The following is a 14,958-nucleotide window of genomic DNA, read 5'->3' as shown; positions in this document are numbered from 1 at the left end:
TTTCAAGTTTAACATCAGAACGTAAGATTCAGACCTGCCAGGAACTGGCGCTGACTTGGGTAAGTGCCTTCATCAATACCAAAACTCCGTACATCACTGCCGCCTATCTCCGGATCAATACCTGAGTACTTTGTAATGGTGAACAGGTTTGCCGCCTGTACATAGATGCGTAGTCTTTCGATATGCAGCCGGCCTCCCAGTTGTTGAGGGAAAGTGTAACCCAGCTGTATATTCTTACAGCGGAGGTAAGCGCCGTTTTCAACGTAGTAGGAGTTAGGCACGGCATTCGTGCTGAAAGAGCCTTCGCCTTCCTGTATCGGAGCTTTGGCATTCATACGGTCGGGCAGCCAGGAGTCATATAAAGCAGTTTTACTCTTAGCACCGTCAAATGAAGAGGAGAAGTCCGTCCACCATTTTACCTGGTTCCAGATCTCATTGCCCTGTACGCCAAACAGGAACATACTGAAGTCAAATTGTTTGTATGTCAGTCCCAGGTTGATGCCATAAGAAACTTTAGGGTTCGGGTTGCCCAGGAAGGTACGGTCATCAGCGTTTATCACTCCATCATTGTTTAGATCTGCATACCGGAAGCGGCCGGGAGCAGCATCTTCCTGAAAACTGGCCGATGGATCGCCGGTGGTTGATTGTGCTGACTGGTCAGCTTTATCAATGTCGCTCTGACTATTCCAGAAGCCATTGATCTTATACCCGTAGAAGCTGGAAATAGGCTGACCAACGGCATTACGGATGATGCTTTCTGCGAAGTTGCGGGGCTGGCTGTCAAAGTAGTCCACACCCTGCGCGATCTTCACGATCTTGTTTGTAAATGTGGTGAAGGTAACATTCGCATCAAACTTCAGATCTTTGGCAATGTCTGTATGGCTGCTTACAGTAAGGTCCACTCCCTTGTTCTTCATGTTGGCCACATTGGAGTAAGGGGCAGGTGCTGTACCATAGGTGCCTGGCAGTTCATTGTTGTAGAGCAGGTCTTTGATATTCTTCTGATAATAGTCTGCGGAGATCTCCAGTTTCCCGCCAAAGAGCGTCGCGTCTATACCAATGTTGGTATTAATATCGCTTTCCCACTTCGCATTCGGATTGCCGATCTGCACCTGTTGGAAACCCAGTACGATGCTGTTGTTCGTACCCAGCAGATCATAGTACGAAGTGTTCTTGTTACCGCCATAAAGTGTAAAGGCATTACCAGGAGTAAGGCTCAGCTGATTACCCATAATACCCCATCCTCCGCGTATCTTCAGGTCTGTTAACCAGCTGACGTCTTTGAGGAAAGATTCCTGTGAAATACGCCATCCTGCGCTGGCTGCAGGGAACAGTCCATACCGGTTATTGATACCGAATTTAGAAGAACCATCACGGCGCAGTGTTCCACTCAACAGGTACTTGTCTTTAAAACTATAATCCACTCTGCCGATGAGTGATAACAATCCCGCGGAATAGCGGTTAGCAGTAATGACCTGTCCACCGGCGCCTGTGCCGTTATCTACGTAATCAGGATCGAAAATGAAGAAGTCCTGGGTGGTGCCTATTTGCTGACGGGAACGCTCATCATAAGCTTCCGCACCTACCAGTATGTTGAGTGTATGTACTTTATTAAAGCTGTTATGATAATTCACGGTGTTTGTCCATGTCCAGTTATGTTCGAAGTTGCTGGACTCTGTATAGGCATTCACTCCCGCGTTCTCTTTGTTCTCGTATTGCGGATAGGTGAAGTTATGCCGCCATCCGGAATTGACCTCACCGCCAAAGCTGGTGTGGAAGGTGAAGTGGCGGAGGAAGTCGATATCAGCATAGATATTTCCGAATACCCTGTTCACCTGTCCACGGTCATTCCTGGTCCGGTACTGCATGGCAACGGGATTCATGGCATCTCCAAGCCCCAATCCGTTAGATCCGCCAAAATTGCCCCTGATGTCATATACAGAGATAATAGGCTGTTCACGTAAAGCCATGCCCACGGCACCACTGGCAGTAAGCAGATCTACGGTCGGGTTGTCTGTAATAGAGAAGGAAAGGTTTTCTCCTATGCGGATATTTTTACTGATACTGAACTGGCTGTTGGAACGCACGATATATCTTTTCAGATAAGTGTTCATCAGTGTTCCCTGCTGATTGAAATAGTTCAATGAGAAGAGGTAACTGCCTCTGTCGGTGCCTCCGCTGACAGACAGGTTATGACTGGTCATAGAGGCAGGATTGAAGATCTCATGGAACCAGTCAGTACCTTTTTTGTTAGCTTTTGTGATATAATAAAAACTATTATAATCGTCCTGGTCAGTATAGTTGGGATTAACATAATAGAGATCAGGATTTACGCGTGGATCACCTTCCGTTAATCCAACGGGCTGGATATAATCAGGTAATACTGGCGTTGCACCATTGCCATATAAAGTGTCGCTTAACGGAATGCCGGTGTTCTTATAACGCAGCCAACGCAGATTTGCCATTTCCTGTGAATTGAGCGTATTCCAGACATTACCGCCTTTCGGGTACTGGCGACCGTAATAAGCGTCGTACCTGATCTTCACTTTACCATTACCTTTTTTAGTGGTGATGATGATCACACCGTTAGAAGCGCGTGAACCGTAGATGGAAGCAGCACCAGCATCTTTCAGTACTTGCATGGATGCTACATCATTAGGGTTGAGGTCATTGATACTTTGTGTGGGCACACCATCCACTACGTAAAGGGGGCTGTTGTTGTCAAATGTATTTACACCACGTATGCGTACTACAGGTTCTTCGCCGGGCTGTCCGGAGCCAATAACGGTCACACCGGAAGCTTGTCCCTGTAGCTGACTGGTGACTTGCCCTGATGGCTGTTTTACCATTTCACCGATGTCTATGACAGTAACAGCACCAGTCAGGTCTTTCTTACGTTGTGCGGTATAACCCGTTACGATCACTTCGTTGAGTGTGCTTGTATTTTCTGTTAAGGTAATATTGATCTCTGATTGGGTGCCTACAGGAATTTCCTGCGACTGGTAACCGACAAAAGTGACTTCTATGATATCATTGCCGGTACCGGAAATATTAATTGTATAAGAGCCGTCGGCTGTTGTTACAGCACCAATATTGGTGCCTTTAACGCGAACGGTTACACCCGGTAATGCAGCGCCTTTTGCATCAGTGACCTTTCCGCGCACCGGCCGTTGGGCGGTCATGGTGGTGATGACCGGTGCTTTCTCCTTTGCTTTTACGAGGTAGAATTTCTCACGTACTTTTTCAAAGGAAAGATTGAAAGGGGCTAGTGTTCGTTCCAGCGCCTCTTCGGGTGATTTGCAGGAGGCAATATCTACGTTGTTTTTCTGATCGGTGATCAGTTCACTTTTGTAAGCGATGGAAATACCGAATTTTATTTCCGTTTGCCGGAATAATTGCCTGATGGATATTTTATCCTGCTGTTTAAGCAAGTGCAGAGCAGGCGTAGCGTCCGGACTATGAGCCAGCGCATGGGAGCATAGGGCGCCTGATACAAATACATGCATCAGCAGCACACGTAAACATTTTTTCATGTGCGATCTAATTTTGGTTAATAAAAATCTGGGTATCAGTTTTTCGCCTCGTGGTCTGTATTATCCTGTTTGTAAAAGCGTACATTAAAAGCTTTTTCAAACTGTATCAACATTGTATCTGCGTTATAAATGATCGGCATAGATCCGGAAACCTTGTATCGCAGCGCCCTGGGATCTTTTACCGTAACACGCCGGTCAAATACCTGCTGCATGAACAGTATCGCATCCGCAATAGTGTATTCATCCATGATCAATTGCCCACGTGTCCAGGCAATCACTTTCTCTGCGTCAGTCCTGCTTTTGGTATATTCTCCATCCGTTTTATCATAACGCAGCATTTCTCCCGGTTTGAGGTACAGTTGTGTCGGATGTTCAGATTGTTGTTCCGTGATATTCAGTTTAATACTTCCTTTATGTAAGACAACGGCAATTTTATTTCCGAAGTTATTCACGTTGAATTGTGTGCCTAATACTTCTACCGAGAGGTGATCATATGTGTGCACTATAAATCCTGTATGCTCTTTGGTATGCCGTACATTGAACCAGGCTTCACCGTCCAGCCATACTTCCCTTAGATGCGCTTCCTTCTGTGTATAGAGCAGGCGGGAACCAGCATTCAGTAATACTTCAGAGCTATCTGGTAATAGCAGTCTTTTTGTTTGTCCCGGCAGTGTGGACATACTCGCAGTAACAGGGCGGAATGATGGAGTTCTCATCGTTAGCCACAGTATGCCCATGAAAACGAACAAGAATACCGCTGCGGCATATTTCCATGAAAAGAGCCTGCGGAAACGGCTGACTTGGGGGGCGATGGGAGTTTGCAGTGCAGCTATATCATCCGTAGCAATACTGTCCCATATATTGTCCCACAGCTGTTCTTTCTGTGCTACTGTCATCTGGTAATCACGGAAATGAATGGACCTTACCAGCTGAACCGCAGCGTCGACGGTCGCTTTTTTCTCAGGATACTGTTTCAGCCAGTTGTCCCAGTAATAAGTATTCTTCACATCCGGGCGCAATACCCACTCCTGGAAATATTCATCCATGGCAAAGTCGCGGGCGGTATATAAATGGTACTGCTGCAAATGGTCGCTTTAATATAAAGAGACGGGGATGAAAAGAATCTCATCACTTTTGGAGAACTTTTTTTTAAAAATATCAGGGTGATAGATAAGATGGGGATTATCAGCTATTTACCGGGATGTAGTAAAAGGAGCAGAACTGCCGGAGGGAGTGTTTTTTTGAGCACACCGATGGCCTTTGAGATGGTATTGTAAACAGAATCAACCTTCATGGACATCATGTCAGCTACTTCCTGGTAAGAGAGCTCATGGAAAAAGCGCAGGTAGATGGCTTCCCGCTGTCTGGAAGGCAGGGCATTCAACGCGGCGTGCAGTTGCCGGACCTGTTCCTGCTGGTTCTCATCCTGTATGATAGCGTGCTCCCGGCTTGGGATCAGTTCAAAGTCAAAAGGGATTTCTGTTGTTTCTGCTCTGAAGCGACGGTCTCTTTCCAGGGTACGTAACAGGCGCCTGCGTAAGCTGGAGAGCAGATAATAACGGATATTCAGGAGTTGGTCTGCCAGGTGTTCCCTGGTCTGCCAGAGGTCATGAAAGAGCTCCTGGAGGCAGTCCCTGACCAGTTCTCCGTCACCGCAAAGATGGACGCCATAATGGTACAGATCATCGACGTACTCCTGGTAGATCATGGCAAACGCATCCCGGCTGCCTTGCCGGAAGCTGTTCCAAAGCTCTTCCTGGGGAGAAGGGGAGTGGGAAGCAGTGATATTTGTTTTTACTGCTTTCATACTGATTTAGTTGGTTGATATATTCCTCTAGCCAGAATAAATGTAAGCATTTTGAGAAAATATAGGAAGTATGTTGCCGGAAGGGGAGGTACCTTCAGGATAGAAATGCTTGTTCCCATGAAACCTCAACTCTCTTTATTACTCCTTTTATTGATTAGCCACCTTCTTCCGGCACAGGATACAACACAACTGATCTCCGTACATGACCCTGTGATGGCAAAGCAGGGAAACACTTACTACTTGTTTTGCACAGGCCGTGGTATAGCTGCCTGGTCATCCAAAGACCTGCAAACCTGGAAAAAGGAACCAGCTGTATTTACTGCGCCTCCACAATGGGCTGTAAAAACGGTACCAGGCTTTAAAGGGCATATATGGGCGCCGGACATCAGTTATTATAACGGAATGTATTACCTGTATTATTCTGTGTCAGCGTTTGGAAAGAACACTTCCTGTATCGGGCTGGCTACGAACAAAACACTGGACGCCTCAGATACAGCGAATTATAAATGGGTGGACCATGGGAAGATCATTCAATCATCCCCCGGGAAAAGCAACTGGAATGCTATAGACCCGAACCTGGTCGTGGATGCTAAAGGGCGTCCTTATCTCGCCTTTGGATCTTTCTGGGATGGGCTGAAGCTGGTGAAACTGAATAAAGACAGAATGAGTATTGCGGAAAGCCCTGATGCAATTCCCACTATTGCCAGCAGGAAGCAGTCAGCGGCCAAAGAGCTACCTGCCATTCCTGGTAACCCTCCGGATGCGGGGGGGAATGCCATTGAGGCGCCGTTTATTTTCAGGAAGGATGGTTACTACTATTTATTCGCTTCTATAGACTATTGCTGCAAAGGCGTGAATAGCACGTATAAGATGATAGTAGGTCGCGCGAAAGAACTCGAAGGACCATACCTTGATAAAACAGGGGTGGATATGGCGATAGGGGGAGGCACGGTCCTGTTACAGGGAGATGCTGCCTGGCATGGTGTAGGGCACAATGCTGTTTATAAGTTTGATGATGATCCGCATTATTACATGATCTTCCACGGCTATGATGCCGGGGATAACGGACGATCTAAGTTAAGGATCACGCGGCTGACATGGGACAATGCAGGCTGGCCGGTTATTACACTATAGCAGGCGTTTTTGCAGCCTTGACTTGATGATGTACACAACAATACCTGCCATTGTTACTGTGGCGCCGGCAAGCATCATATGCAGACCGGTAGAAATAAATATGCCTATCCAGATCATAATTGCGAGAATAACCGGTAGTGGGTACAAGGGCATATGCCATTTGAAGAAATTCCTTCCCTCTCTTTTGCTGAGCAGTATCAGGCCTACAGCCTGTGCAATGAACTGTATCATGATACGCATTGCGAGAATGGCGCTGATCACTTCTTTGATCTTGAATAGCAGGCTGAATATAAATGCGATCGCTCCTAAGAAAAGCAGCGATACATAAGGGAAATTTTTGGTAGGGTGAAGACGTGCGAATATTTTGAAGAAGGCGCCATCCTGCGCCGCTGCATAGGGAATACGGCTGTAACCCAGGGTAGCAGAGAATACGGAAGCGAAAGCCACCCAAAGTATCAGGATAGTGGCGATCCTGGCAGCCGTGTATCCGCTAAGTACCTCAATGAACTCACTTACTACGAACGGACTGTGTTGAACACGGTCAAACGGTAATACGGAAGCCACGCTGATATTCATACAGAGATATAGTACTGTGATGCCTGCAATGGAGATTAACATGCTGCGGGGAATATTCTTTTCCGGTTGCCTGATCTCGCCACCCAGATGGCAGACGTTGTAATAGCCGAGATAACTATAAATAGTTTTCACACTGGCAAAACCGAGTGCAGCTGCAAATGCAGCGTTGAGCTCCAGTCCGTCGTTTATGTGTTTAACAGGTTCCAGGAAGCGGCCATGTGCGATGCCGCCGGCAATGATCCACACCATAGTAACGAGAACGCCTACCCACAACAGTACACTGATCCTGCCGATAGTCTCGATATTGCGATAAAGCAGGAAAATGATCAGGATGACCATGCCACCACTGACGGCCTTCGTACCCCAGAAGCCTAAGGGGAAGATATAACCGGTGTATTGTGCAAAACCGATAGCTGCAGAGGCAATAACTAGCGGCGCCTGTATCATGGTTTGCCATACGAAGAGGAAACTCATGAGCTTTCCTGTTTTCGGACCGAAGCCCTCTTTCAGGAAATTGTAACTACCGCCAGCTTTTGGAAAGGTAGCGCCCAGTTCACTCCATACCATCGCATCGATGAACGATAGTACGGCCCCGGCTATCCAGGCATACAGGAAGCCCGGACCGTGCATGGCTTCAGCTACTACGCTCAATACAATGAATGGGCCTATGCCCACCATATCTGTCATATTAATAGCAGTAGCCTGTAACAGACTAATGCGCCTGGATAGTTCTGGTTGCTTCATTTGTGGCGTAAAAGTAAATATTTACACCGCAGCGAAGAAATATTTATTGAAAATTATCGATGTTTAGCATAATCCTTTCCCGCCGGGTGCTTTTCTTTTACTTCAATACTTTGTACTTCATCCATACAACATCTTCACCCAGTTGTTCCAGATGAGCCAGTTTAAGGTGTTTATACGGAATACTTTCAATAGTAGGCAGACCTGTATCATTAAAGGTAGCAGTACTCGTACCATCAGCGATAGGATAATAGAGGATGCTGAATTCATCTATCAAGCCGGATCTGTGGAATGAGCCATTGATGCCTCCGCCGCCTTCCAACATTATTTTATTGATATTAAAGTGCTGTTGGAGCTTTGTGAGAACAAGGGAAAGATCTACCTCAGTGGCGCCACCAAACAGGTAAGAAATACTTTTTGATTGCAGATACCCCAGGTATTCAGCCGCCACCTTTTCTGTCAGCACAACTATCAACCTGTCGCCGTCAAGATCATTGGAGTCCCATCCCAGCTTACCGGCAGCATCAAGTGCGATCACATAAGAATCTGCCTGTGCATCAGCAATGAAATCTGTTTTATCCTGTATTTTTCCAAAGCCAGATAAGTCGGGTAGTTCAGTCGCAAAATGTTGTTCCATTGTTACTCTTCCGCAGAACCATGCATCTGCGTTTTCCTTTTTTCCTCCTGTTTGTTCGTAGAATTCAACTCCTTTAAACGGTTTCCAGTTCTCTGTAATGATCCTGCCGTCAATTGAACAAAGCATGTGACAAATAACGTATGGTTTCATAATCCTCAGTATTATTATGGTACAAAGATGAGGCAAATTGACGAACAGGATCTGATGAAAAACAAAGTATACGTTACTCTTTTCAAAGATAGTGGCCTATTTGGTGCTCTTAACAAGTGCTTTGTTGTTTTTACCCCATTCATATACATCTCTATGGAGACGGCCTATATGGATCTATTGGCCTGAGTAAATTCAGGTGTTTTACTAAAGGGATTGTTTCTAAGCAGTTTTCAGTATATTGCTGATACATCCCGTTCCACGACAGAAAGCAAACCATATAAAGACAGCACCAATGAAACTATTGTCAACCTTTTTACTATTGACCGCCTTTTCAATAAGTAACTTGTATGCGCAGTCAATACCTGATTCTACCATCAAAAAAGTAAATGCGCTTTTTGAGAAATGGAATAAACCAGATGGGCCAGGATGCGTGATAGGCATTGTTCGGAATGATTCGCTGATCTATTCAAAAGGATTTGGCCTGGCTAATGTAGAAGATAGTGTTATGAACACTCCGCAGAGTATATACTACATGTGCTCTGTTTCCAAACAATTTGCAGGTTATAGTATAGTGTTGCTGGCAAGACAGGGAAAGGTGAAACTGGATGAGGATATTCATACGTATCTCCCCTGGATGCCTGATTTCGGGAAGAAGATAACAGTGAGGAACTTATTGAACCATACCAGTGGAATACGAGATGACATCCATATGGCCATTATAGCGGGTTTACCAATGGACGGAATGCTTACGCAGGAAATTGCATTGAACATACTGAAGGACCAGCGTTCGCTGAATTTTGATCCGGGTACAAAATATGCTTATTCCAATTCGAATTATGTGTTATTGTCTGAAATCGTTAAAGCAGTAAGTGGACGTCCCCTGACAACATTTGCAGATTCAGCGATATTCAGGCCGTTGTCAATGACCAGTACCCGTTTTGTGGATAACCCCAGGGAAATGATCAAAGGAAGGGCTGCTTCATATAGTAATGATGATGCAGGGCGTTTGGGGAACAGTTACCAGAATGTATACACATTGGGAGATGGTGGTTTATTTACCAATGTTGTTGATATGTCGCATTGGATCATGAATTTTTATACACCTAAAGCAGGAGACAGTAAAGATATTGAACAACTGACTGAAAAAGGGAAACTCAGATCAGGCAGGGAGATTAGCTATGCTTTAGGAGTTGCTGTAGATAAAGACAGGGGAAACAGGAGGATCATACATAACGGCGGACTGGCGGGCTACCGCACTGTTATTACTATATATCCGGATGTAAAAACAGGCTTCATTATTTTCTCTAATGCCGGCAATGGTGAAGTATATGGAAGGGTGGACCAATTGGCTGCACTTTTTATTCCCGAGGTACTCACTACTGATATTAACCGGACAACCGACCTGACGAAGAAGGACTCTGCAGATGCGGTACTGAAGGATACCATCGCGGCGAAGGCATTAACCGGTATTTACTACGCAGAAGATAGTTACCAGGCAAGGTTTACTGTGCGGGACGGCCGCTTGTGGATGAACGGCAATGACCTGATGATAAGAAAGGCAAAGGATACATTTTCATTATTCCGGAATATGCGGGTAGAATATGCATTTAACAGGAAGACCGAAAGCCTGGACCTTATCACACCTGTTTCTCCGGGAGAGCCCATTCATATGGTAAAAGTACATGAGGTGCCTTCCATGAGTGATGGACAGTTAAAAAACTATGTAGGGACCTATTATAGCCGGGAACTGGATTGTAACTATCATATCACGTTAAAAGATCACCAACTGTTTTTAAATGCGCACAAGCGGGATCCGGGGAGGATTACATTGACAGGCACTGATCATATGGAAAGCCCATATCCGCTGATGTACCATATGCTGATATTAAGAGATGCTAATAAAAAGATCAAAGGCTTTGAACTGAACATTGGCGGAACGACGCACCTGTACTTTGAAAAGACCAGATAGATCTGTTAGTCATTTATTGCTATTTCCCTTTTCTTCATGGGTGATAGCATTCTTCCAAACAGCCCGGCAATCAGCCTGATCCTCGCCATGATCTTTTTCTTGAGCGGGCTGGCGCCATGATCGAGCAAGAGGTCAATCACATCATTACGCCCGAAGGTGGCTGCGTAGGTAAGAGCAGTTGCACCATGGTCTGTTTCTGTGCTGACAGAAGCGCCTTTCTTCAATAGCAGTTTTACTATGTCTGTATGCCCCTTGAAGCTGGCACCCATTAAAGCGGTATGTCCCAGGTTATCTTTCAATTCTGTTTTAGCACCCGCTTTAAGTAGGAATGATACAGCCTCGCTATGATCATAATAGGCAGCGATGATCAGTGGTGTTGAACCCCTGTCATCTCTCGCATTGAGTTGCCCTTTTGCTACAAGCTCTTTCAGAACGAAAACATCGTTTGCCCTTGCTGCTTCGAATATGTCGAGTTCCATGGTTGTAATGTTTAAATGGTAAATGATGTGCAATATTATTTATTCTGTTCAGTTGGTAATACTGAATAGAATAATATCATGGCTGATAGATTTTGTCTATTGATTTGAACAATGTCAATTCGTTTTTTGATAGAGGTAATCTATAAGCCATTTTATTTCTTTATTCTCTTTTCTCATGATGAGCGCAAGGATACTTTTGTAACCGTAAACCAAACAAAAAAAAATACGCCTTATGAGTCAAGATCTGAATACAACGCAGAACGGGCAGGGGGGAGCCAATCAGGAGAATCGTCATCTAACAACACGTCAGGGACATTCTGTACACAACAACCAAAGCATGCGTACATTGGGTAACCGTGGGCCGGCTGTCATGGAGAATTACCAGTTCCTTGAAAAGATAGCTCACTTTGATCGCGAGCGTGTACCGGAAAGAGTAGTGCATGCACGTGGTACAGGAGCACATGGTGTATTTGAAGCTTATGGTACCGTAGGAAATGAGCCAGCTTCAAAGTATACCCGTGCAAAATTGTTCCAGGAAAAAGGAAAACAAACGCCTTTGTTTGTTCGTTTTTCGACAGTGATACATGGAGGTCATTCTCCCGAAACATTGAGAGACCCGAGGGGCTTTGCCGTGAAGTTCTACACAGAAGATGGCATATGGGACCTTGTAGGTAATAACCTGAAAGTATTCTTTATACGTGATGCTATTAAATTCCCTGACTTCATTCATGCACTGAAGCCGGATCCGATCCACAATCGCCAGGACGGTGGCCGTGTAATGGACTTCTTCAGTAATTCTCCTGAAGTGATGCATATGATCACCTGGGTATTCTCTCCGTGGGGTGTTCCGGCAAACTATCGTCAGATGCAGGGTTCTGGTGTAAATACTTACAAATGGGTGAATAAGGCAGGTGAAGCAGTTCTTGTTAAATATCATTGGGAGCCGGTAGCGGGTGTTAAGAATCTGACACAACAGGAAGCGCAGGAAATTCAGGCAGTGAATTTTAACCATGCAACGCAAGACTTGTATGACGCGATTGAAGCGGGGAATTATCCGCAGTGGGAACTGTTCGTACAGATCATGAGCGATGATGAACATCCTGAACTTGATTTTGATCCGTTAGACGATACTAAGATCTGGCCTAAGGAGCAATTCCCATGGTTGCCTGTGGGTAAGATGACCTTGAACCGAAATCCGGAGAATTATTTCGCAGAAGTGGAGCAGTCAGCGTTTGGCCCGGGAGTATTGGTAGATGGTCTTGAATTTTCAGATGACAAAATGCTAATCGGCCGTACCTTCTCTTATTCAGATACACAGCGTTACCGTGTAGGAACTAACTATCTGCAGTTACCTATCAATGCGCCTAAGAAGCATGTAGGCACTAATCAACGCGATGGTAATATGACATATAAGGTGGACGTTCCTGCAGGAGCTAACCCTCATGTGAATTACGAGCCATCCAGCCTGAATGGACTGGTAGAAGTACCGGAAACAGAAGTGGTTTATGAACCGACTTATGCTGCAGCCAGGATAGTACGTCAGAGTATTGACCGTACCAACAACTATAAACAGGCAGGAGAGCTTTACAGGTCATTTTCAGAACTGGAACGTGCAGATCTGATCAGCAATCTGGTAGGGACACTGGTAGCCGCTACGCCTGCGATACAACAGAAAATGGTTGAACATTTCTATAAATGTGATGAGGAGTATGGACGCCGTATAGAAGAGGGATTGAAGAACGTGAAGAAGTAGGGTAATTCAGGATGGAGTGTTGATATAGCACAGAATATACGGGATAAGCGAAAGGAAAAGGCCCGGTGAACGCCGGGCCTTCCTTTTTATACTGCTTCAATTAATTCCTTTCTGTTCTTTGTTTTCAACTTTTGCGGTACAGATGCAAGTATTTCTGTTTTCAGCGCTTCTATCATTTTTCGTTTCACAAAGTTTTTAGGTGTGATCAACCCAATTTCGCGAGCCGGTTCCGGCGCCTGGAAGTATCTCAGTTTCTCACGCTGTTTATCGGTCAGGTCATTCAAAGCCAGCTCTGGAAGGATAGTGGCACCATTGTTCTCATCTACCATTCGTTTAAGCGTTTCAATGCTTCCCGTATTGTACTCATAATGTTGTGAACCTTTGGTTGTTTTGCGGTGCTGACAGAGGTTTAAAACCTGATCCCGCATACAGTGACCATCATTCAGTATCCACAATTCTTCGATATTAATATCGGATGGTTTTAGCTTTTTCTTCTTGGCAAGTACGCTATCTTCAGAAACATACGCCACAAAGTTTTCATAGAACAATGGTGTTTCCGTGAATTGCGGTTCATGTATCGGCGTGGACACAATACCGCAATCTATTGCACCAAGCTTGAGTTGTTGTGTGATCTGTTCTGTATTCTGTTCGCTGACTATTAATTTAACCCCAGGGTATTTGCTGATGAATTGTGTGATGATCTTGGGAACGATATAAGGCGCTACTGTGGGGATGATACCGATCTTCAGCTCTCCCGTCAGCTCTTTGTTCCTGTCCATCACCAGATCCTGGATTTTCTGATATTCGGCTAACAGTACCCTCGCCTGCATAATGATCTCTGCTCCGATTTCTGTCGGTACCACCGGGGATTTGGTCCTGTTAAATATTTTTACGCCCAATGAGTCTTCCAGTTTCTGGATCTGCATACTGAGCGTGGGCTGTGTGACAAAGCAATTTTTCGCCGCCAGATTAAAGCTGCGATACGTATCTACTGCCACTATATATTCGAACTGTACTATTGTCATACAAAAATTTTATCCTGTGCAAAGATAGACATATCCGGGGTCAGCGTTTTATTGCTGCAACCATTGTCTCATAACCTGTAGCATTCTCCTGGAGCAATGCATAGTCGATAGGGTTTTTGCCAAACCTGTCTTTTTTAATAGGAGAGGCGCCGTGCTGTAGTAGTACCCTGATAATGTCGTTATGTCCAAATGTAGCGGCGAAGGTCAATGCAGTAGCACCGTTACCATTTTCAGCATCTACCACGGCTCCGTTTTCGAGTAACATCTCAGCTAACGCTGTATAGCCTTTAAAGCTAACGCCCATGAGAGCTGTATTGCCCATGCTATCCTGTATTTCGGTATCGGCGCCTGCCTCTAACAGCGCGGCTACGGAGGCTGTATTATTATAATAAGTTGCTAAAATGAGGGGAGTCGATCCTCTGGCGTCCTTTTCGTTTATCTGTCCGTCTTTGAGAAGATCGCCTAATACTGTTACGTTGTTGGTCCGGGCTGCTTCGAAGATATCCATGTCTTAATTGGTTTAATTACCAATATTAGACAAAGCTGCCGGAAAACGGCATGAGATCAGATAATATCATAGGCTATAGATTTCGTCTATAGATCCTGGCTCGCATGATAGTTAAAGTTGAATGGTATAATTCTTATATTTGTCTTCTGGTGGTATGGTTTAAGGGAAGAATGCTGCATGTGTCACGGCAGAGGTCCAGGTTCGATTCCTGGTTGCCACCGTTCTTTTAGGGAGATAATTTAAACGCCCCTTTTCGCCATTCATACCCCAGCCTTAACAACTGCAAGGCATAATGTTTATCCTTTTCAGTGCGAATATAGAAGCTTATCCACCCGGTATTTTTAAAAAAATGATGATCTTCCACATGTCCTTCCTTTATTAAGGTCGCTTTTAGTTGGCGGTTGAGGGGTAGATCCAATAGCCCATTGCCGTGTAAATGACCAATTTCTTTGTGTTTAAGATCGAACTGTATACCACCATATTTATGCGTGTGGCTAACAATATCGGGCCACTGCCGTACTTCCTCGGAGATCTCATCCATCCAGTTGAGTAACTCCATGTTGGTCATGAAAATGTAGACCTTCAGCCAGGTGTCAAATAACAATGGCAAACCGGGTACAAATTTCAAAAAGCCAAGATATTTAAT

At 45.1% G+C, this 14,958-nt stretch carries 12 protein-coding genes and 1 tRNA gene; 4 read left to right on the top strand and 9 right to left on the bottom strand.

Annotation, left to right across the window (positions count from 1 at the left end; genetic code table 11):
• Positions 1–14: 14 nt before the first annotated feature.
• From C7475_RS28510 to C7475_RS28500, 3 genes are all read right to left on the bottom strand, one after another.
• A complete protein-coding gene (locus C7475_RS28510; RefSeq protein WP_110056834.1) occupies positions 15–3,533 on the bottom strand; it encodes a TonB-dependent receptor in 3,519 nt (1,172 codons plus the stop codon).
• Between the two features lie 35 nt (positions 3,534–3,568).
• Complete coding sequence (locus C7475_RS28505) at positions 3,569–4,618, bottom strand: FecR family protein (RefSeq protein ID WP_146217687.1); 1,050 nt, start codon at positions 4,616–4,618, stop codon at positions 3,569–3,571.
• A gap of 104 nt (positions 4,619–4,722) precedes the next feature.
• Positions 4,723–5,340: an RNA polymerase sigma factor gene (locus C7475_RS28500; RefSeq protein ID WP_110056832.1), complete on the bottom strand. Its 618-nt coding sequence runs from the start codon at positions 5,338–5,340 to the stop codon at positions 4,723–4,725.
• 51 nt (positions 5,341–5,391) lie between these two features.
• Here C7475_RS28500 and C7475_RS28495 point away from each other — a divergent pair, with 51 nt between their 5' ends.
• Positions 5,392–6,474, top strand: a complete 1,083-nt coding sequence (locus C7475_RS28495; RefSeq protein ID WP_199236306.1) for a family 43 glycosylhydrolase — start codon at positions 5,392–5,394, stop codon at positions 6,472–6,474.
• Here C7475_RS28495 and C7475_RS28490 read toward each other — a convergent pair.
• The gene (locus tag C7475_RS28490) at positions 6,469–7,794 is read right to left on the bottom strand and encodes an APC family permease (protein ID WP_110056830.1); all 1,326 of its coding nucleotides are present in this window, start codon (positions 7,792–7,794) and stop codon (positions 6,469–6,471) included. The genes C7475_RS28495 and C7475_RS28490 overlap by 6 nt on opposite strands.
• 97 nt (positions 7,795–7,891) lie before the next feature.
• Positions 7,892–8,578, bottom strand: coding sequence for a RibD family protein (locus C7475_RS28485; RefSeq protein WP_110056829.1), 687 nt, complete (start codon positions 8,576–8,578; stop codon positions 7,892–7,894).
• A 292-nt stretch (positions 8,579–8,870) separates the two neighbouring features.
• On the opposite strand from C7475_RS28485, the gene C7475_RS28480 reads away from it, so the two are divergent.
• Positions 8,871–10,547 carry a serine hydrolase gene (locus tag C7475_RS28480; protein WP_110056828.1) on the top strand — a complete coding sequence of 559 codons (1,677 nt, stop codon included), beginning with the start codon at positions 8,871–8,873 and terminating at the stop codon, positions 10,545–10,547.
• A 5-nt stretch (positions 10,548–10,552) separates the two neighbouring features.
• Here the strand turns inward: C7475_RS28480 and C7475_RS28475 are convergent, their stop codons facing one another.
• Complete coding sequence (locus C7475_RS28475) at positions 10,553–11,026, bottom strand: ankyrin repeat domain-containing protein (RefSeq protein ID WP_110056827.1); 474 nt, start codon at positions 11,024–11,026, stop codon at positions 10,553–10,555.
• 232 nt (positions 11,027–11,258) lie between these two features.
• Between C7475_RS28475 and C7475_RS28470 the strand changes: the two genes are divergently transcribed.
• On the top strand, positions 11,259–12,779 hold the full coding sequence (locus C7475_RS28470; protein WP_110056826.1) for a catalase: 1,521 nt from the start codon (positions 11,259–11,261) through the stop codon (positions 12,777–12,779).
• Positions 12,780–12,865: 86 nt separating this feature from the next.
• Here C7475_RS28470 and C7475_RS28465 read toward each other — a convergent pair whose 3' ends face one another.
• Positions 12,866–13,804, bottom strand: coding sequence for a hydrogen peroxide-inducible genes activator (locus tag C7475_RS28465; RefSeq protein WP_110056825.1), 939 nt, complete (start codon positions 13,802–13,804; stop codon positions 12,866–12,868).
• Positions 13,805–13,844: 40 nt separating this feature from the next.
• Positions 13,845–14,312, bottom strand: a complete 468-nt coding sequence (locus tag C7475_RS28460) for an ankyrin repeat domain-containing protein (RefSeq protein ID WP_110056824.1) — start codon at positions 14,310–14,312, stop codon at positions 13,845–13,847.
• Positions 14,313–14,460: 148 nt separating this feature from the next.
• Here C7475_RS28460 and C7475_RS28455 point away from each other — a divergent pair.
• A tRNA-Asp gene (locus tag C7475_RS28455) sits at positions 14,461–14,533 on the top strand.
• Between the two features lie 5 nt (positions 14,534–14,538).
• On the opposite strand, the gene C7475_RS28450 is transcribed toward C7475_RS28455, so the two are convergent.
• Positions 14,539–14,940, bottom strand: a complete 402-nt coding sequence (locus C7475_RS28450; protein WP_146217686.1) for a luciferase family protein — start codon at positions 14,938–14,940, stop codon at positions 14,539–14,541.
• Between the last annotated feature and the right edge of the window lie 18 nt (positions 14,941–14,958).

This window comes from Chitinophaga sp. S165, assembly GCF_003182155.1.
Classification (GTDB): domain Bacteria; phylum Bacteroidota; class Bacteroidia; order Chitinophagales; family Chitinophagaceae; genus Chitinophaga.
This window is presented reverse-complemented; position numbering and strand designations above follow the sequence as displayed.

Bases quoted from the DNA above. Each gene is read 5' to 3' on its own strand.
- C7475_RS28485 (WP_110056829.1), bottom strand. From the start codon at position 8,578: ATGAAACCATACGTTATTTGTCACATGCTTTGTTCAATTGACGGCAGG.
- C7475_RS28460 (WP_110056824.1), bottom strand. From the start codon at position 14,312: ATGGATATCTTCGAAGCAGCCCGGACCAACAACGTAACAGTATTAGGC.
- C7475_RS28465 (WP_110056825.1), bottom strand. From the start codon at position 13,804: ATGACAATAGTACAGTTCGAATATATAGTGGCAGTAGATACGTATCGC.
- C7475_RS28510 (WP_110056834.1), bottom strand. From the start codon at position 3,533: ATGAAAAAATGTTTACGTGTGCTGCTGATGCATGTATTTGTATCAGGC.
- C7475_RS28500 (WP_110056832.1), bottom strand. From the start codon at position 5,340: ATGAAAGCAGTAAAAACAAATATCACTGCTTCCCACTCCCCTTCTCCC.
- C7475_RS28490 (WP_110056830.1), bottom strand. From the start codon at position 7,794: ATGAAGCAACCAGAACTATCCAGGCGCATTAGTCTGTTACAGGCTACT.
- C7475_RS28475 (WP_110056827.1), bottom strand. From the start codon at position 11,026: ATGGAACTCGACATATTCGAAGCAGCAAGGGCAAACGATGTTTTCGTT.
- C7475_RS28470 (WP_110056826.1), top strand. From the start codon at position 11,259: ATGAGTCAAGATCTGAATACAACGCAGAACGGGCAGGGGGGAGCCAAT.
- C7475_RS28480 (WP_110056828.1), top strand. From the start codon at position 8,871: ATGAAACTATTGTCAACCTTTTTACTATTGACCGCCTTTTCAATAAGT.